Genomic DNA, 13,628 nt, shown 5'->3' with positions numbered 1-13,628 from the left:
TGCCCATCTCGGCCAAACTCTTTAATAACTATTTTTCTTAACACTATTCTTTGTAAACATTAATTTGACAAAGTTCAAATCAATATTAAAGAACTTAAAACTAAGAAGTATAAAAAGAATACAAATAATGATCTTTAATACAAAATTTATTAGTATGTTAAAATTAAATAATTCATCATAAATTATCGGTACAAATACGATTTGTGCAATTAATATCACTTGAGTTATGATATATTTTTTAGTAATAATTGTATAGTATTGAAAGATAATATTTGAAAATATAAAAGAAGCTACAGAAGCGATTATAGCACCATAACACCCATAGTATGGTATTAAAATAAAATTAAGAATAACTGATATGACGGCAGAAATAATTGAAACTATAGAAACCATTTTTTGCTTTTTATTTGCTATCATTAAGATATTTAAATAGGTGTTAATACCTGAAATAACGACAGAAACAATAAATAATGGCACTAATTTATAACCTTCTCTAAAAACACCTGATGTTGCAATCATAAAAAACTCTTTACTAAAAATAGAAGTTCCAAATGCTCCTGAAAAAACAGCTAATAAATAAATTTTGTATAATTTTAAGTTTGTCTCTTGAAAATTTTCATTATAGTATTCTTTGAATAAGATTGGCTCAAATGTTTTATATAAAGCTTGAATCACAATATTTAAAACAGTCGCTAGAGTTATAGCTACAGAAAAGATCCCTAATTGATCCAGTGAAATGTATCTTTCCAAAATTACCCTATCGCTCAATGACACAAATAAAAAAGCCAAACTTCCAGGCAAAATAGGTAAAGTAAAATGCAGTGCTTCCTTTATTAATTTAAAATTTATCTTGAAAATACTATTCTTATAGATCATATAAAAATATACAAACATGAAAGGTATATTAATAACCAACCTTGCATAATAACTTCCTAACAAACCTTCGCTATATATAACTACTAAAACATAAACCATCAAAAATTGAAGCAAAGTTCTTGACAAGCTTAATATTAAGAATCCTTTTGCATTTTCTTTTACCCTATATAACACTAAAGGAATAATAGAAATTACATCAAAAAAATTATTTAAAATTGCTAATTGGAAATAGGGTTTAAACGGAATATTAACGTTAAAGAAATCTATTAGTAATGGAAAGAAAAGCATTTGAAAAATCATCAAGATACAATTGAATCCAAAAATAAATAAAAACGTACTCCCGATTAATTCTTTTCTTGAATATTCATCTTTAGAACTATAATAATGACGCAGAACAAAAGTATTCAACGACAAAGTAGCTATTACAAATACAAACATCATTACTGAATTAGTATAGCTTACTATGCCATATTCATCTGGTGTCAGATATTTAGTTAAAATAGGTAATAAAAGAAATGAAATAATTCTAGGGACAATTTCTCCTATTGAATAATATATTGTGCTTTTTACGAGTTTTTGAGACATTAAAAATACTTAAAGGGGATCCTTCAACTTAAAATCATTTACAAATTAATTATTTTAATAAGAGCCAAAACCATTCAAAAATAAATTTTCACTCAAATCATCAATAAACATTTGTATTATTTAATTTTTGTTATTATTAATTATTAAATTTTATCATATATCTTTAAGATTTTTCCTATTGCATTATGTCTTGGCACAGAACAATCTTAATTGATAGTCGTCAAATCAATTTTAGAAAGATAAATAGCTGTGCTAATTTTATTTTCATGTGCAGAATAGTAACTTATCCACAAATCATTATCTTTAATGACCATTCCAGGATAACCACAATCACCACCACTAGGCAAAGTTTTGAACTTACTATATGAGTTGTTGGTCAAATCAAAATAACCGACAATAACTTTCCCATTGTCTCTTCCAGAGAAAATCAAGCCATTTTTATAAAACACAAAATTAGGTCCTCCTATACTAACAATTGGAATCTCACCAATGGTTTCCCATTTTTCTCCTTTATTTGTTGATTTTAACAAAACAGAAGACCCTTCATTTCTTCTCACAAAGCAATAAAAAACTCCATTTTTGTCAACTCGAATTGTTGCTTCGGTGGGAATTGCTCCTATTTTATCAAAATACTCTCCATCATTTGCAAAATTTATTCCGTCCCTACTAGTATATAAGTCAAATATGCCCTTTCCATTATATCCGAAAACATAAGCTACATCTTTATACCAAGTCACGCGCCAAGGCCAAGATTCATTACCTATAATTTTTGTAGTTCCTGATTTCTTATTATCGAGTAATACCTGTTGGAGGTTACTCCATTCAACCTTATTCAAATTAGAAATAAAATCTCTACTTTCAACAACTCCTCCTCTCAACCAAACAGAACCATGAAGATAAACTGATAATTTATTGCCATCTATAGAAAATTTAGGGTCTCGTAGATCAACTCCATCAACACTAAACTCTTTTAAAAATGTCCATTGTTTACCATCTAAACTATTATAAATTTTAGCAACTCCATTAAGACCATAAGCATGTTTATCTGACTCTCTGTATATCAAAAAAATTGATCATCAAAAAAACCAAATCCGTAAATGCATTATACAACTCTCCTCCATTAAAGGTTATTCGTTGAGTTGGTATTTTAAATGAATCATCTTCATCTTGAGCCGTACAAGAAGAACAAAACATTAAAACAAGAAGAACTGTAAGTATTTTTTGTTTCATATAGATATTATTTAATGATATTATCCCACTTTAAAGCATCTCCTTTTTCTAAATCGACAACAACTTCTTTACCTAAAATATCATTATAATACTTAGGATGCATTCCATACCCGGGTCTTATTGATCTAACATTTTGTTCTGTAATAATTTCCCCAGCTTTAATATCTTCAACAACATACAATGAACGAGAATAATCTTTACCTGCAACTTGTTTTTCCGTTAATGTGTAATCAACCACACCAATAGCACTTTCTGCTTCTCTCACAGCTTTTACCATAGCGCCAAATTCTTCTTCATTCATAGAAAAAGAAGCATCTGGCCCTCCTATTGCTCGATCAAGGATAAAATGTTTCTCGATTATTTTAGCACCAAAAGCTGTGGCAACAATAGGCACTGTTGCCCCCATAGTATGATCAGATAATCCACTAATAATATTGTATCTTTCTGCTAAGTCTTTTACCATACTCATGTTTGCTTCTTCTATAGGAGCAGGGTAACTAGAAGTACATTTTAATAATGCTATATCATTATTTCCCATTCTTCGACAAGCATCTAATGCCAACTCTATATCTTCTTGCTCTGCAATACCAGTAGAAATGATAATAGGTTTACCTTTAGATGCTGCATATTCAATTAATGGGATATCTGTTATTTCAAACGAAGCAATTTTATATGCAGGTGTATTTAAATTTTCTAAAAAATCTATCGATGATTTATCAAAAGGTGATGAAAAACAAACTAAACCTACTTTTTCTGCCTCCTCAAAAATAGTTTTATGCCATTCCCACGGCGTATAAGCCTCTTTGTATAAATCGTGTAAATTCTTTCCATCCCATATTGATCCTTTTATCATAAAATCATCTTTTTGGGAATCAAGAGTTATTGTGTCTGCAGTATATGTTTGCAATTTTATACAATCAGCACCAGCCCTTTTTGCGACTCTTACAGTTTCTAAAGCTACTTCTAAACTTCCATTATGATTTGCTGATAATTCAGCAATTATAAATACTGGTGAATTTTCATTTATAGAAATATTCCTAATTTTCATTTCTTTAATTTTTAATTTTCGATTATTACACCTGCCATGGATAAACCAACACCAAATCCCGATAATAAAATTTTATTATGCTCTTTTATCTGATTGTTTTCAATTAATTTACAAAGCGCTATTGGAATTGTTGAAGATAAAGTATTTCCTGTTTCGAGTAAATTAATATACATCTTTTCTGAAGCAATGCCACTTCTTTTTCTAATAAAATCAAGCATAAATGAATTTGCCTGATGTAGTACAGTCATAGATAAATCATCTAATGTTAGATTATTTACATCTAAAATGTTTTTTATTAATTTTGGAATTTCGAAAGCTGTAAAATTAAAAATCTCAGTACCGTTCATATACAAATAATCGTCATTTAAAACAAAGTTTCCATCGTCATCCAAAATACTGTTCGATTCCTTTTTATTTAAATGTCCAGCACTATTTTTAATTATCAATTTATCATAACCACTTCCATCGGTACCATATTTAAAGTTTTTTATCTTTGCAGAAAAAAATCTTTATTTGGTTCAGATGTAATAAATGTCGCTGTTGCAGCATCGCCAAATAAAGCTCTATTAGCTTTATCGTCTTGATGGATAAATTTTGTTAATGTTTCAGAAGTCACAAAAATGATATTTTTAGCCTGGCCCGAAAATATTAATCCTTTTGCAAAGCCTAAACCATAAATATAACCAGAACAGCCTAGATTAATATCTAATGCTCCAATTGATTTTGGCAAACCTGTCTTATCTTGTACAATACATGAAGTTGCAGGCAATAAATAATCAGGCGTCTGTGAACAAATAATCAAATAATCAACTGAGGATTTATCAATGTTATAATCCTCAATTAATTTATTTGCACTTGCGATAGCTAAATCACTTGTAAATTCAGTAGTTGATGACAAATATCTTTTTTCTACGCCAATGCGAGATGCTACCTTATCAACTTCCCATTCAGGAAAGATCTCTTGCAACTCATCATTTGTAATTGCCTTCTCGGGCAAATAGTAAGAAATACCATTAATATAGGCATCCATTACTTTTTCTGTTTTTGCTAACACATATTCATATAGCTCTTGCACAGTTTTCTTTGCTCTGTAATCACTTTCAGAAATATCAACACCGTACTCATCTTTTATCATAACCATAATAGTCATTCCAGTCAATGAATCATAACTATCTAATTGTCTAAATTCAGTAGACATTTCTAAAACAATCTCTTCAGCATCAATAAATTGTTGTCTAACATTTGAAACAAAAATTTCTTTTTCCATATTTTTATATTTTTAATTTAACAAATTTCAATTACTACTCCCGCCATTGACAAACCAACTCCAAAACCGCAGAGCAAGGCTTCTTGATTTGTTTTAAACCTATTTTCTTTTATTACTCGACTAAGCGCAATAGGAATTGTTGATGAAACAGTATTACCTATGTCGCTCATTGAAACATAGAATTTATCTGAATCAATACCACATCTTTTTCTAATAAAATCAAGCATAAAAGCATTTGCTTGATGAAAAATTACCATATCAATCTCTGCTAAAGAAAGAGCATTGACTTCAAGCGTATTAGCCACTAATTTTGGTATTTCAAATGCAGTAAAGTTAAAAATTTCCTTACCATTCATATAAAGATAATCATCGTTAGATACAAAATTATCCTCCTCATCATAGAAATCTTTTTGATTCTCTCTATCTATTTTAACTCCACTATTTTTTACGATTAAATGGTCAAATCCACTACCGTCTGTTCCGTATTTAAAGTTTTTAATCTTCGCCGAAAAATGTTTATAATTAGGTTCAGATGTTATTAATGTTGCCGTTGCACCATCCCCAAAAATTGTTCGATTAGACTTATCTTTCGGATGAATAATTTTTGAATACATTTCAGAAGTAATCAAAATCACATTTTTAGCTTGCCCCGTAGAAACAAGTCCTTTTGCAAGACCCAATCCGTATATATATCCAGAGCATCCTAAATTAACATCTATTGCTCCACATCTCTTTGATAATCCTGCTTTATCTTGAATGATACAAGCTGTAGTTGGAAGGAGATAATCTGGTGTCTGAGTACAAAGAATGATATAATCTATTAATGATTTATCAAAATTATAGTCATTTATAAAATTCTCCAAGGCCTTAATTGCCATATCACTTGATGATTCATCCTCATCCGCGATATGTCTGCTAATAATTCCTGTTTTTTGAGAAATTTTCTCAACAGACCATTCAGGAAACATCGAAGAAAGTTCTGAATTATCCAAAACTTTTTCTGGCAAATAATACGAGATTCCATTTAAAAACGCTTCCATTACTTTTTATTTTTTTAAACACGAATGTTTTGTAAAATCTTAAATTACTAATATACAACAGCAAAGAAATCACAAACACATTAATTAACTCTTAATTGATCAATATTAAATTGTTGATTTTACCGTCAATTCTAAGAGCCTTTCGATTTTTTTATTTTTTCTAACTTTTTCTTCCCACACATTTTCAGACATTTCTCTAAAAAAATATTCATCGTTGTTATTTCCCGAACTAGTAAATTTTGATATTACTTTTGAAAAACCAAAGAGATCACTAAATGAATTTGCTGACTTATTAGTAGTTAAAACGTATCCTTTCACATTTTTCATCTTTAATACCAAATAAATATATTCTAATGCATAATAATAAAATTCAACTCCTATATTTTTATGATGATAATCTGGAGCCACATAATAACCCCATTCGGCTTCTCCATTTTCTATTCCAGTTAGTGAAAAAGTACCAATCGGCAAATCATTTCTTTTTACAAGGAAGTACAATTTAGATTTATCCGTTTTTAATCTTTCAACAAAATTAAAATGGTTATCTAACTCAACTAAATCAGTACTATACATCCATTTTCTTACTTCGTAATTATTTCTCCAATTAAATACCAATAATAATTCTTCATTATTTAAATCAGTGAAATTTACGTAAGTATATTTACATCCCATCACAATATATTAAATTTACTATGTATAATAACATCTTTAAAACTTCCATAATAGAAACAATGATTCTTTAATACGGCTTCTTTAAAAAAATTAGATTGCTCAAGTATTGGATAAAGCTGTGGTCGCACGTCAAAAGCGTATGTGTAAATTTTAAACAAATCTAAATCACTAAATGCAACTTTTTCAATTAAACTTAGAAAATTCAACAAAAAAGAACTATAAAATTCCTTTTCTAAATTTGTATTCATTAAGAATGATATCTCAGCATTTTTATCAACCCAATTAATGTGAACCAATCCTCCATAACCAACAAACTCTTCATTTCTTAAAAAAGAAAATAAAATTTGGTTTGGTTTTTCTTGGTCAAAAAGCTTAGACACTATATTATTGAAATAATTTTCCTGACTTTCAACTGTTAATGGTTTATCTTGACGCAAATGATAAATTTGTTCATTACGCCATTTCATTATATCTAAACGATCTTCGTAACGAATTGGTATGATTGAAAAATCTCCTTCAGAATATTTCTGGTTATTTAATACTTTGTAGCAATTCATATTTTAATTCAGCTAATTTCCAATCCACTTCGTTATCAATATCTTGACCCTCCATTTCAGAAATAACTATACTCCCACTATTTCCGGTTAAAATCTTTTTTTCTGGCAAGCATTTATCAACCTGCATCCAATAAAATTGTCCAGCATCATGGTAACTTTTCTCTAAATCCTGTGATCTTGACAAACTAAATTCAGGGTAGAAAAATTTAATCTTATCATCTTCAAATTTTAAACTTCTTTGAATAGGAAATCCGAATTGCATAACAGGAAAAACACTATCATAATTATTCTTTTCTAAAACTTCTAAACTTTCAGTAAGTTTAATTGAAGTTGCAAACGGTGCGCAAGCGTAAAGACAGCAAACTACATCGTAATTTTGATCTAAATCTTTATAGTTTAGAAGAACTTCTTCAATTACATCAAAAGTTGTAGCGAAATCATTTGCTGTTTTTTCTGTTCTGAAAAATGGTACATTTGCTCCAAATTTTGTTGCTATTTCAGCAATTTCTGGATCATCAGTAGAAACCATTACCTCATCGAATAATTTAGAATTAATTGCTCGCTTCAATTGAATAAGCAATTATTGGTTTACCCAGAAATAACTTGATGTTTTTTCGCGGAATTCGCTTACTTCCTCCCCTTGCAGGAATTATACAAAGATTAGACATTTAAAAATTCGAGTGTTTTCATTATAACAAAATCTTGTTCCTCAGCGCTCAAAGTTGGGTACATTGGCAAACTAATACATTTTGAATAATAATCTTCTGATTTGCTCAAATCTGTATCTGTATTATATCCAATCTCTTTATAATAAGGCAACTTATGAACAGGAATATAATGTATTTGGGCATATATTTTATTTTCATGCAAATAATCATATAATCCTTTTCTATCATTGACTTCAATTACGAAAAGATGGTGTGCATTTAAAAAATTTTCTGGCAAAGTTTGAAATTTCACTTTTCCTAAAAAAGCTTTTTTATAACGATCAGAAATTTCATTTCTAATGATAACTCCTCTTTCATTTCTAGCTAATTGAGATATTCCTAAGGCAGCCTGAAAATCAGTTATTCTATAATTGAAACCTAAGGTTTGCATTTCGTAAAACCAACCTCCATGGTTTTCTGACATGTTTTCTTTCGTTATTCCGTGAGAACGCAATAGCAATAATTTTTTATATACTTCTTCAGAGTTTGTTGTGACCATACCTCCTTCTCCACACGCAATATGTTTTACGGGATGAAATGAAAAAACTGCTTGCATCCGCATAGACTCCATTTCCACAAAATTGTTTTTGTTCTTTTGAGTCTATAAAGTATCCTCCTGGTGCATGACAAGCATCCTCTAAAATCCAAAGATCATGTTCATTTGCTAGTTTTCTAAAATCTTCTAAATTTACAGGCAATCCAGCAAAATCTACAGGAATAATTCCCTTAAAAAAGCCCTTCGGTTTGCTTAAAATTAATTCTCTTGTTTTTTCGAGCGATAATAAATAAGTATCCCGATCAATATCTGCAAACCAAACTTCTGCTCCCACAAATCGTGCACAATTAGCTGAGGCTGCAAAAGTAATTGGAGTAGAAATTACCCTGTCTCCTTCTTTTAATCCAAGAGCCATAACTGCTATATGAAGGCCTGCAGTAGCATTATTGACAGCTACAGCATACCTAGCATCAACCGATTTAGCAAATTTTTCCTCAAATTCTTTTATTTTCGGTCCTTGGGTTAAAAAATCTGATTTTAAAGTTTCTATTACAACTTTAATATCTTCATCTGTTACTTCTTGTCTACCGTATGGTATAACTTTATTTCTCATTACACTTCAAAATTTGCATCTACATGTTCTTTTATCAAACTTCTCAAACTATCAACAGTCTCCCAGTCTTCATTTGTTCCTGAATTATAATAAAAACCTTCTTCAACTTTTTTTGCTTTAAAATGATTTAAATAATCATCAAGTTTAAAATTAGGAATAGAAGGTAAAATCGTATAATATTTCCCTAAATCATATGTATAAAAGGAATCAGACGCAGTAATCATTTCTTCATGTATCTTTTCACCTGGTCTAATCCCCACAATATCAATTGGGCAATTAGGAGCTACTGCTTCTGCAACATCTGTTATTCTATATGAAGGAATTTTCGGTATAAAAATTTCCCTCCCCAGGCATGTTCTAACGCATGCATAACCATATCCACTCCTCCTTGAAGAGAAATATTAAAACGTGTCATTGCTACATCAGTAATTGGTAATTTTCCGTTCTTCTTTTTATTAATAAAAAATGGAATTACAGAACCATTAGACCCCATTACATTACCATATCTTACAACTGAAAATCTAATAGGATTAACTCCTTTAATATTATTTGCCGCAACAAATAACTTATCTGATGTTAATTTTGTAGCTCCATACAAATTAATAGGCGCACAAGCTTTATCTGTAGATAAAGCCACAACATTTTTCACATTAGTTTGCATAGCGGCATGTATTACATTTTGAGCTCCTCCAATATTTGTTTTAATACATTCATCTGGATTATACTCAGCCAAATGAACATGTTTCATAGCAGCCGCATGTATAACATAATCAACCCCTTGAAAAGCTCTTATTAATCTTTGTTCATCTCTAACATCTCCCAAAAAAAATCTAATTTGAGGATACTGCTGTTGTGGATACTCTTGAGCCATTTGAAATTGTTTTTGCTCATCTCGAGAAAAAATAATTAACTTCTTAATTGTAGGACAAATTTCAAGTATATGTTTAGTTAGTGCCTTTCCTAATGACCCTGTTCCTCCAGTAATTAATATTGTTTTATTATCTAACATAATTGTTATTATTGATTTTTGTTATAAAATTTTTAAACTAATTGTTTAACGATACGCTTAATGGTTAAAAAGGCAATGGTAATAAAACCAAATAAAAAGCCTCCTAAAACAATCCCTTTTAATTTACCAAATCTTTCTTTTTCTAGTGGCAAAATTGGTCTATCAATAACTTGAATCAAAGGAGTTTCTCTTCTTAAAGTAACTTTTGCAAGCTCTGTTTGTTTTACCAATTCTGTTAATATAGCTGTATTAGCCTGTACATCTACCTGTCTGCGAACTGAAGGAGCACGACGTACATTTAGAGCAGGGTTCAGATTAAAAGTATTATCATTAGCTACTGCAACTCCCGTTATAGCTCCATTAAGTTCATTTCGGATAGAATCTGTTTGATGTTCCAAAATATCCATATTCATTCTGGCCTTTTTACTTTTTGTATCAATATAAAATTTACCTACCTGCTTCGCTAATGCTTCGCAGAAATATTTAGAAAATAGTTCATCTGTAGATGAAACTTCCATTGTAATTATCGATACTTTTTTATCTTTAATGGCAACAATTAAACCAGAATTTGAAAGTTTTTTATAGATTTCTCCTAAAATACTATCTTTTGCCCTAGTAAATTCTTGTCGCTGTTGATTTGGTAAAAACTGAATGCTTTTTAATTGAGGCTTTTCATTCCAATTTTCTCTCCATTCATTGTTTTGAATATACATCTCTGCCAAAGAAATTGTTTTACCATTTATTACAACAGGACTCAGCAACGTCTTTTCAACCATTGCTCTTGATTTAAAAAGTTCTGTTAAATTGGTCGCTGTAAATATACCTCCAGCACTCCCTCCTAAATCAAGTCCCAATGTACTTGCGAGTCCTAAAGCACCACCAATACCTCCTCCTTTTTCATCCTCTAAAGCAAAAGATAATGTCGCTTTGTATGTAGGTTTTTTAATTATAGAGTATATTACACCTAAAGAAGCTCCAATGATTCCTACTATTAAAATAATTTTCCATTTAGAAAGCAAATATGCATACCAATCCGATGCAATCGATAATAATTCTTTTAGTGAAATTTCGTCGTTATCTATAGTTTTATTCATTCTAAAATTATTTAAAAGCTGTTACAATCAATAATGCTAGACTAGTCAATACGCTTCCTATACTTACCCATTCTCCTGTGCTCATCTTTTTAGTTTCAGGTTTTTCAGGAACAACTATCTGTGAATCTGGCTCTACGTTTGGATAAAATCTAAAAAACAAGAATGATTTTGTTACATCAGCTTTTCCATTTGGATAAATAATGTAGGCTTTTTTCTTCCAACCTTTACTATCAACTCCTCCAACAGAATTAATATAATATTTAAAGCCTTTTCCACTTCGATATGGAATTTCAGATGTTAACAATACGTTTCCTGTTACTTTTACCCCTTCATTATAAACTGCAACCTCAATTTCATCACCAGGAATAGTGTCACGTTGGAATAATGATTTTTATTCTTTACTATTTTTTCCCAGTTAATTGGAATTGTCGAAAACTTTAATTCATTTTCAAGTTTATTTATTAATTTATTATTTAGCGTATCCGTTTTTAAATTCAAATCAACACTTTTTAATTTTTCAATTTGATCTTCCTTAATTGGTCTAAGAATTTTCATCCCCTCCAAATTGGCCACAGAGGTAAGTCCGCCAGCTCTCATTACAACATTATAAACAGTTTCTTTTTTATTTGCTAAAACATATTTCCCAGGATATGTAACAGCTCCTTTTATAACTACCATTTGCGGTTTTTCATAAACAGCTATTCTTCGAATATTAACTACATCAAAAGGTTTTAAAATAAAATTCTTGGCTTGTTCATTATTATCTGCGGTAATTTCAAATTGGACTAATTCAATACGTTTTGGATCTGAATCATCGATAAAGTCAGACTTTATCATTCTAGCAATTTCAACTCTTTTAGATGCTGACCCTGTCAAACCGCCAACTTGCACAATTAAATCGTTAAGAGTCAAATTTTCTAAATAATCATATTCTCCTGGATTTTTTACTTCTCCATCAATAGTAACTTTATATTCTTCTCTAAAATCTAAAATAGAATAAACAGTAACTATGTCTTCTCTTTTAATTCAATATCTGCATTTAAATCGCCAGACAATGCAGAATCTAGATCTACATTAATAATCTCTGTCGTTAGGTCATTTTTTAGACGAACTATTCTTGCTCTTTTACTATAGGCATCTTCTTTCAGTCCCTCAGCTCTAGTAATAAGATCAGACACTCGCATCCCCTCAGTAAAAGAATAATAATCTGGTCTAAAAACAGCACCTTCTATTTTAATTCTATTTTCAAAACGATTTAAAATTTTTGTAATCCTGAAAACATCTCCTGATTGAGGAAGATATGAATTATATTCGCTTTCATTTATATCATGCACTTTAAATTCTTTGCCCGTTTTTTGTAATACATTTACTGAAGCTGTATAAGCAAATTCATTGAAACCTGAAGCAAAATTTAATAAATCGGAAAAAGTTTCTCCTTTCTTCATTTCAAAAATACCGGGACGCTTAACTTCTCCTTCTACAGTAACTCGCTGACTATATGCTGGAATTCTTATTACATCATTTTCTTTTAGAGTAACATTGTCAGATTGATCTCCTTTTACTAAAAATCTATAGATATCAATATTCTTATATACTTTATTATTTCTAATTAATTCAATATTTCTATAACTTCCATTTTTTCCTGGACCACCCGCTAAATGTAGAGCGTTATAAACTGTAGCTAGAGAAGAAATTGAGTAATTTCCAGGTTGTTTACCTCCTACTATAGTTATTTTGATTGTTCTTATTTGACTTAAGCTAACGCTTACCTGAGATTGCCCAGAACGAACAGTACTATATACTTTTGCAATAGCGACTTTTATTTTTAGTAGCGACTTCAATAGACATTCCAGATACTGAAATCTGTCCCACATATTGAATAGCAACTTTCCCTTCAAGAGAGACTGGTATTGACGCATTGTACTCTTGAACACCATAAACACTTACTTGCAATTCGTCGCCTGGTCCTAATACATAATTTACAGGAGTTGCCATTTTTAAATCAGGCTCAAAATTTAACGTAGGATTATCAAACAATTCGGAACCAAAAATTAAAACATTTGCAGAGTCTTTAACCTTTTCATTTTTAATTTTATCTTGTTTTCTTCCAAATTCAACCTTATCTTCTTGTTTTTTTGGTTTTTCGTCAATACCCTTGTTTTGTTTTGCTAAATACTCGTTAAGTTTGGTTTTCAATTTATCGTATTCAGTCTGGCTCATTCCTCTTGATAGGGCCATTGGCTCAACTTGTTCTATTGTAGTATTGTTACTTTTAAGTTGTGTACTAATTTTAGACAAGTCATCATCAGATAAATAATCAACTTTAATTGTACTTAAGTCTTTACTTTTTAAAATATCTTGTGCTTTAACATTATATGAAAATAGAAAAGTAAAAAACAAAATAAGAACGTATATTATTTTTTTCATGTTGATT

14 protein-coding genes and 2 pseudogenes are annotated in these 13,628 nt (G+C 30.0%); all 16 read right to left on the bottom strand.

Annotated elements, in window-relative coordinates:
• Positions 1-21 precede the first annotated feature (21 nt).
• The 16 genes and pseudogenes from P5P87_RS20365 to P5P87_RS26190 all read right to left on the bottom strand — a co-directional run bounded on the left by P5P87_RS20365 (position 22) and on the right by P5P87_RS26190 (position 13,621).
• Positions 22-1,461, bottom strand: a complete 1,440-nt coding sequence (locus P5P87_RS20365) for a lipopolysaccharide biosynthesis protein (RefSeq protein ID WP_278020419.1) — start codon at positions 1,459-1,461, stop codon at positions 22-24.
• Positions 1,462-1,667: 206 nt separating this feature from the next.
• Positions 1,668-2,525, bottom strand: a complete 858-nt coding sequence (locus tag P5P87_RS20360) for a sialidase family protein (RefSeq protein WP_278020418.1) — start codon at positions 2,523-2,525, stop codon at positions 1,668-1,670.
• Positions 2,526-2,698: 173 nt separating this feature from the next.
• The gene (gene pseI, locus P5P87_RS20355) at positions 2,699-3,739 is read right to left on the bottom strand and encodes a pseudaminic acid synthase (protein WP_278020417.1); all 1,041 of its coding nucleotides are present in this window, start codon (positions 3,737-3,739) and stop codon (positions 2,699-2,701) included.
• Positions 3,740-3,750: 11 nt separating this feature from the next.
• Entirely contained in the window at positions 3,751-4,185 is a 435-nt protein-coding gene (locus P5P87_RS20350) for a 3-oxoacyl-[acyl-carrier-protein] synthase III C-terminal domain-containing protein (protein WP_278020416.1), read from the bottom strand.
• A gap of 41 nt (positions 4,186-4,226) precedes the next feature.
• Positions 4,227-5,006: a phosphopantetheine-binding protein gene (locus P5P87_RS20345; RefSeq protein WP_278020415.1), complete on the bottom strand. Its 780-nt coding sequence runs from the start codon at positions 5,004-5,006 to the stop codon at positions 4,227-4,229.
• Positions 5,007-5,023: 17 nt separating this feature from the next.
• Positions 5,024-6,046 carry a 3-oxoacyl-ACP synthase III family protein gene (locus tag P5P87_RS20340; RefSeq protein WP_278020414.1) on the bottom strand — a complete coding sequence of 341 codons (1,023 nt, stop codon included), beginning with the start codon at positions 6,044-6,046 and terminating at the stop codon, positions 5,024-5,026.
• A 105-nt stretch (positions 6,047-6,151) separates the two neighbouring features.
• Positions 6,152-6,718: a UDP-4-amino-4,6-dideoxy-N-acetyl-beta-L-altrosamine N-acetyltransferase gene (gene pseH / locus P5P87_RS20335; protein WP_278020413.1), complete on the bottom strand. Its 567-nt coding sequence runs from the start codon at positions 6,716-6,718 to the stop codon at positions 6,152-6,154.
• The gene (locus tag P5P87_RS20330; protein WP_278020412.1) at positions 6,718-7,275 is read right to left on the bottom strand and encodes a GNAT family N-acetyltransferase; all 558 of its coding nucleotides are present in this window, start codon (positions 7,273-7,275) and stop codon (positions 6,718-6,720) included. The genes pseH and P5P87_RS20330 overlap by 1 nt, the downstream gene beginning before the upstream one ends.
• Positions 7,250-7,843, bottom strand: coding sequence for a pseudaminic acid cytidylyltransferase (gene pseF / locus P5P87_RS20325; protein WP_278020411.1), 594 nt, complete (start codon positions 7,841-7,843; stop codon positions 7,250-7,252). The genes P5P87_RS20330 and pseF overlap by 26 nt, the downstream gene beginning before the upstream one ends.
• Positions 7,827-7,943: a cytidylyltransferase domain-containing protein gene (locus P5P87_RS20320; protein ID WP_278020410.1), complete on the bottom strand. Its 117-nt coding sequence runs from the start codon at positions 7,941-7,943 to the stop codon at positions 7,827-7,829. The genes pseF and P5P87_RS20320 overlap by 17 nt, the downstream gene beginning before the upstream one ends.
• Positions 7,936-8,481, bottom strand: a complete 546-nt coding sequence (locus P5P87_RS20315; protein ID WP_278020409.1) for a DegT/DnrJ/EryC1/StrS family aminotransferase — start codon at positions 8,479-8,481, stop codon at positions 7,936-7,938. Before P5P87_RS20315 ends, P5P87_RS20320 begins: the two co-directional genes overlap by 8 nt.
• Positions 8,462-9,091, bottom strand: a complete 630-nt coding sequence (locus P5P87_RS20310) for an aminotransferase class I/II-fold pyridoxal phosphate-dependent enzyme (RefSeq protein ID WP_278020408.1) — start codon at positions 9,089-9,091, stop codon at positions 8,462-8,464. Before P5P87_RS20310 ends, P5P87_RS20315 begins: the two co-directional genes overlap by 20 nt.
• Positions 9,091-9,315 (bottom strand): hypothetical protein, encoded by a 225-nt coding sequence (locus P5P87_RS20305; protein WP_278020407.1) that lies wholly within the window; start codon positions 9,313-9,315, stop codon positions 9,091-9,093. The genes P5P87_RS20310 and P5P87_RS20305 overlap by 1 nt, the downstream gene beginning before the upstream one ends.
• Positions 9,316-9,318: 3 nt before the next feature.
• Positions 9,319-10,100 (bottom strand): annotated as a pseudogene (gene pseB, locus P5P87_RS20300) (UDP-N-acetylglucosamine 4,6-dehydratase (inverting)); the annotation flags it as partial.
• A gap of 32 nt (positions 10,101-10,132) precedes the next feature.
• Positions 10,133-11,194 (bottom strand): Wzz/FepE/Etk N-terminal domain-containing protein, encoded by a 1,062-nt coding sequence (locus tag P5P87_RS20295; protein ID WP_278020405.1) that lies wholly within the window; start codon positions 11,192-11,194, stop codon positions 10,133-10,135.
• Positions 11,195-11,201: 7 nt separating this feature from the next.
• Positions 11,202-13,621 (bottom strand): annotated as a pseudogene (locus P5P87_RS26190) (SLBB domain-containing protein).
• Positions 13,622-13,628: the final 7 nt, after the last annotated feature.

The organism is Flavobacterium ginsengisoli (assembly GCF_029625315.1).
GTDB classification, from domain to species: domain Bacteria; phylum Bacteroidota; class Bacteroidia; order Flavobacteriales; family Flavobacteriaceae; genus Flavobacterium; species Flavobacterium ginsengisoli.
This window is presented reverse-complemented; position numbering and strand designations above follow the sequence as displayed.

Excerpts from the sequence above, each read along its gene's own strand:
- P5P87_RS20305 (WP_278020407.1), bottom strand. The coding sequence starts at position 9,315 with ATGATTACTGCGTCTGATTCCTTTTATACATATGATTTAGGGAAATAT.
- P5P87_RS20330 (WP_278020412.1), bottom strand. The coding sequence starts at position 7,275 with ATGAATTGCTACAAAGTATTAAATAACCAGAAATATTCTGAAGGAGAT.
- P5P87_RS20295 (WP_278020405.1), bottom strand. The coding sequence starts at position 11,194 with ATGAATAAAACTATAGATAACGACGAAATTTCACTAAAAGAATTATTA.
- P5P87_RS20340 (WP_278020414.1), bottom strand. The coding sequence starts at position 6,046 with ATGGAAGCGTTTTTAAATGGAATCTCGTATTATTTGCCAGAAAAAGTT.
- P5P87_RS20345 (WP_278020415.1), bottom strand. The coding sequence starts at position 5,006 with ATGGAAAAAGAAATTTTTGTTTCAAATGTTAGACAACAATTTATTGAT.
- P5P87_RS20310 (WP_278020408.1), bottom strand. The coding sequence starts at position 9,091 with ATGAGAAATAAAGTTATACCATACGGTAGACAAGAAGTAACAGATGAA.
- pseH (WP_278020413.1), bottom strand. The coding sequence starts at position 6,718 with ATGGGATGTAAATATACTTACGTAAATTTCACTGATTTAAATAATGAA.
- P5P87_RS20365 (WP_278020419.1), bottom strand. The coding sequence starts at position 1,461 with ATGTCTCAAAAACTCGTAAAAAGCACAATATATTATTCAATAGGAGAA.
- P5P87_RS20320 (WP_278020410.1), bottom strand. The coding sequence starts at position 7,943 with ATGTCTAATCTTTGTATAATTCCTGCAAGGGGAGGAAGTAAGCGAATT.
- P5P87_RS20315 (WP_278020409.1), bottom strand. The coding sequence starts at position 8,481 with ATGGTCACAACAAACTCTGAAGAAGTATATAAAAAATTATTGCTATTG.
- pseI (WP_278020417.1), bottom strand. The coding sequence starts at position 3,739 with ATGAAAATTAGGAATATTTCTATAAATGAAAATTCACCAGTATTTATA.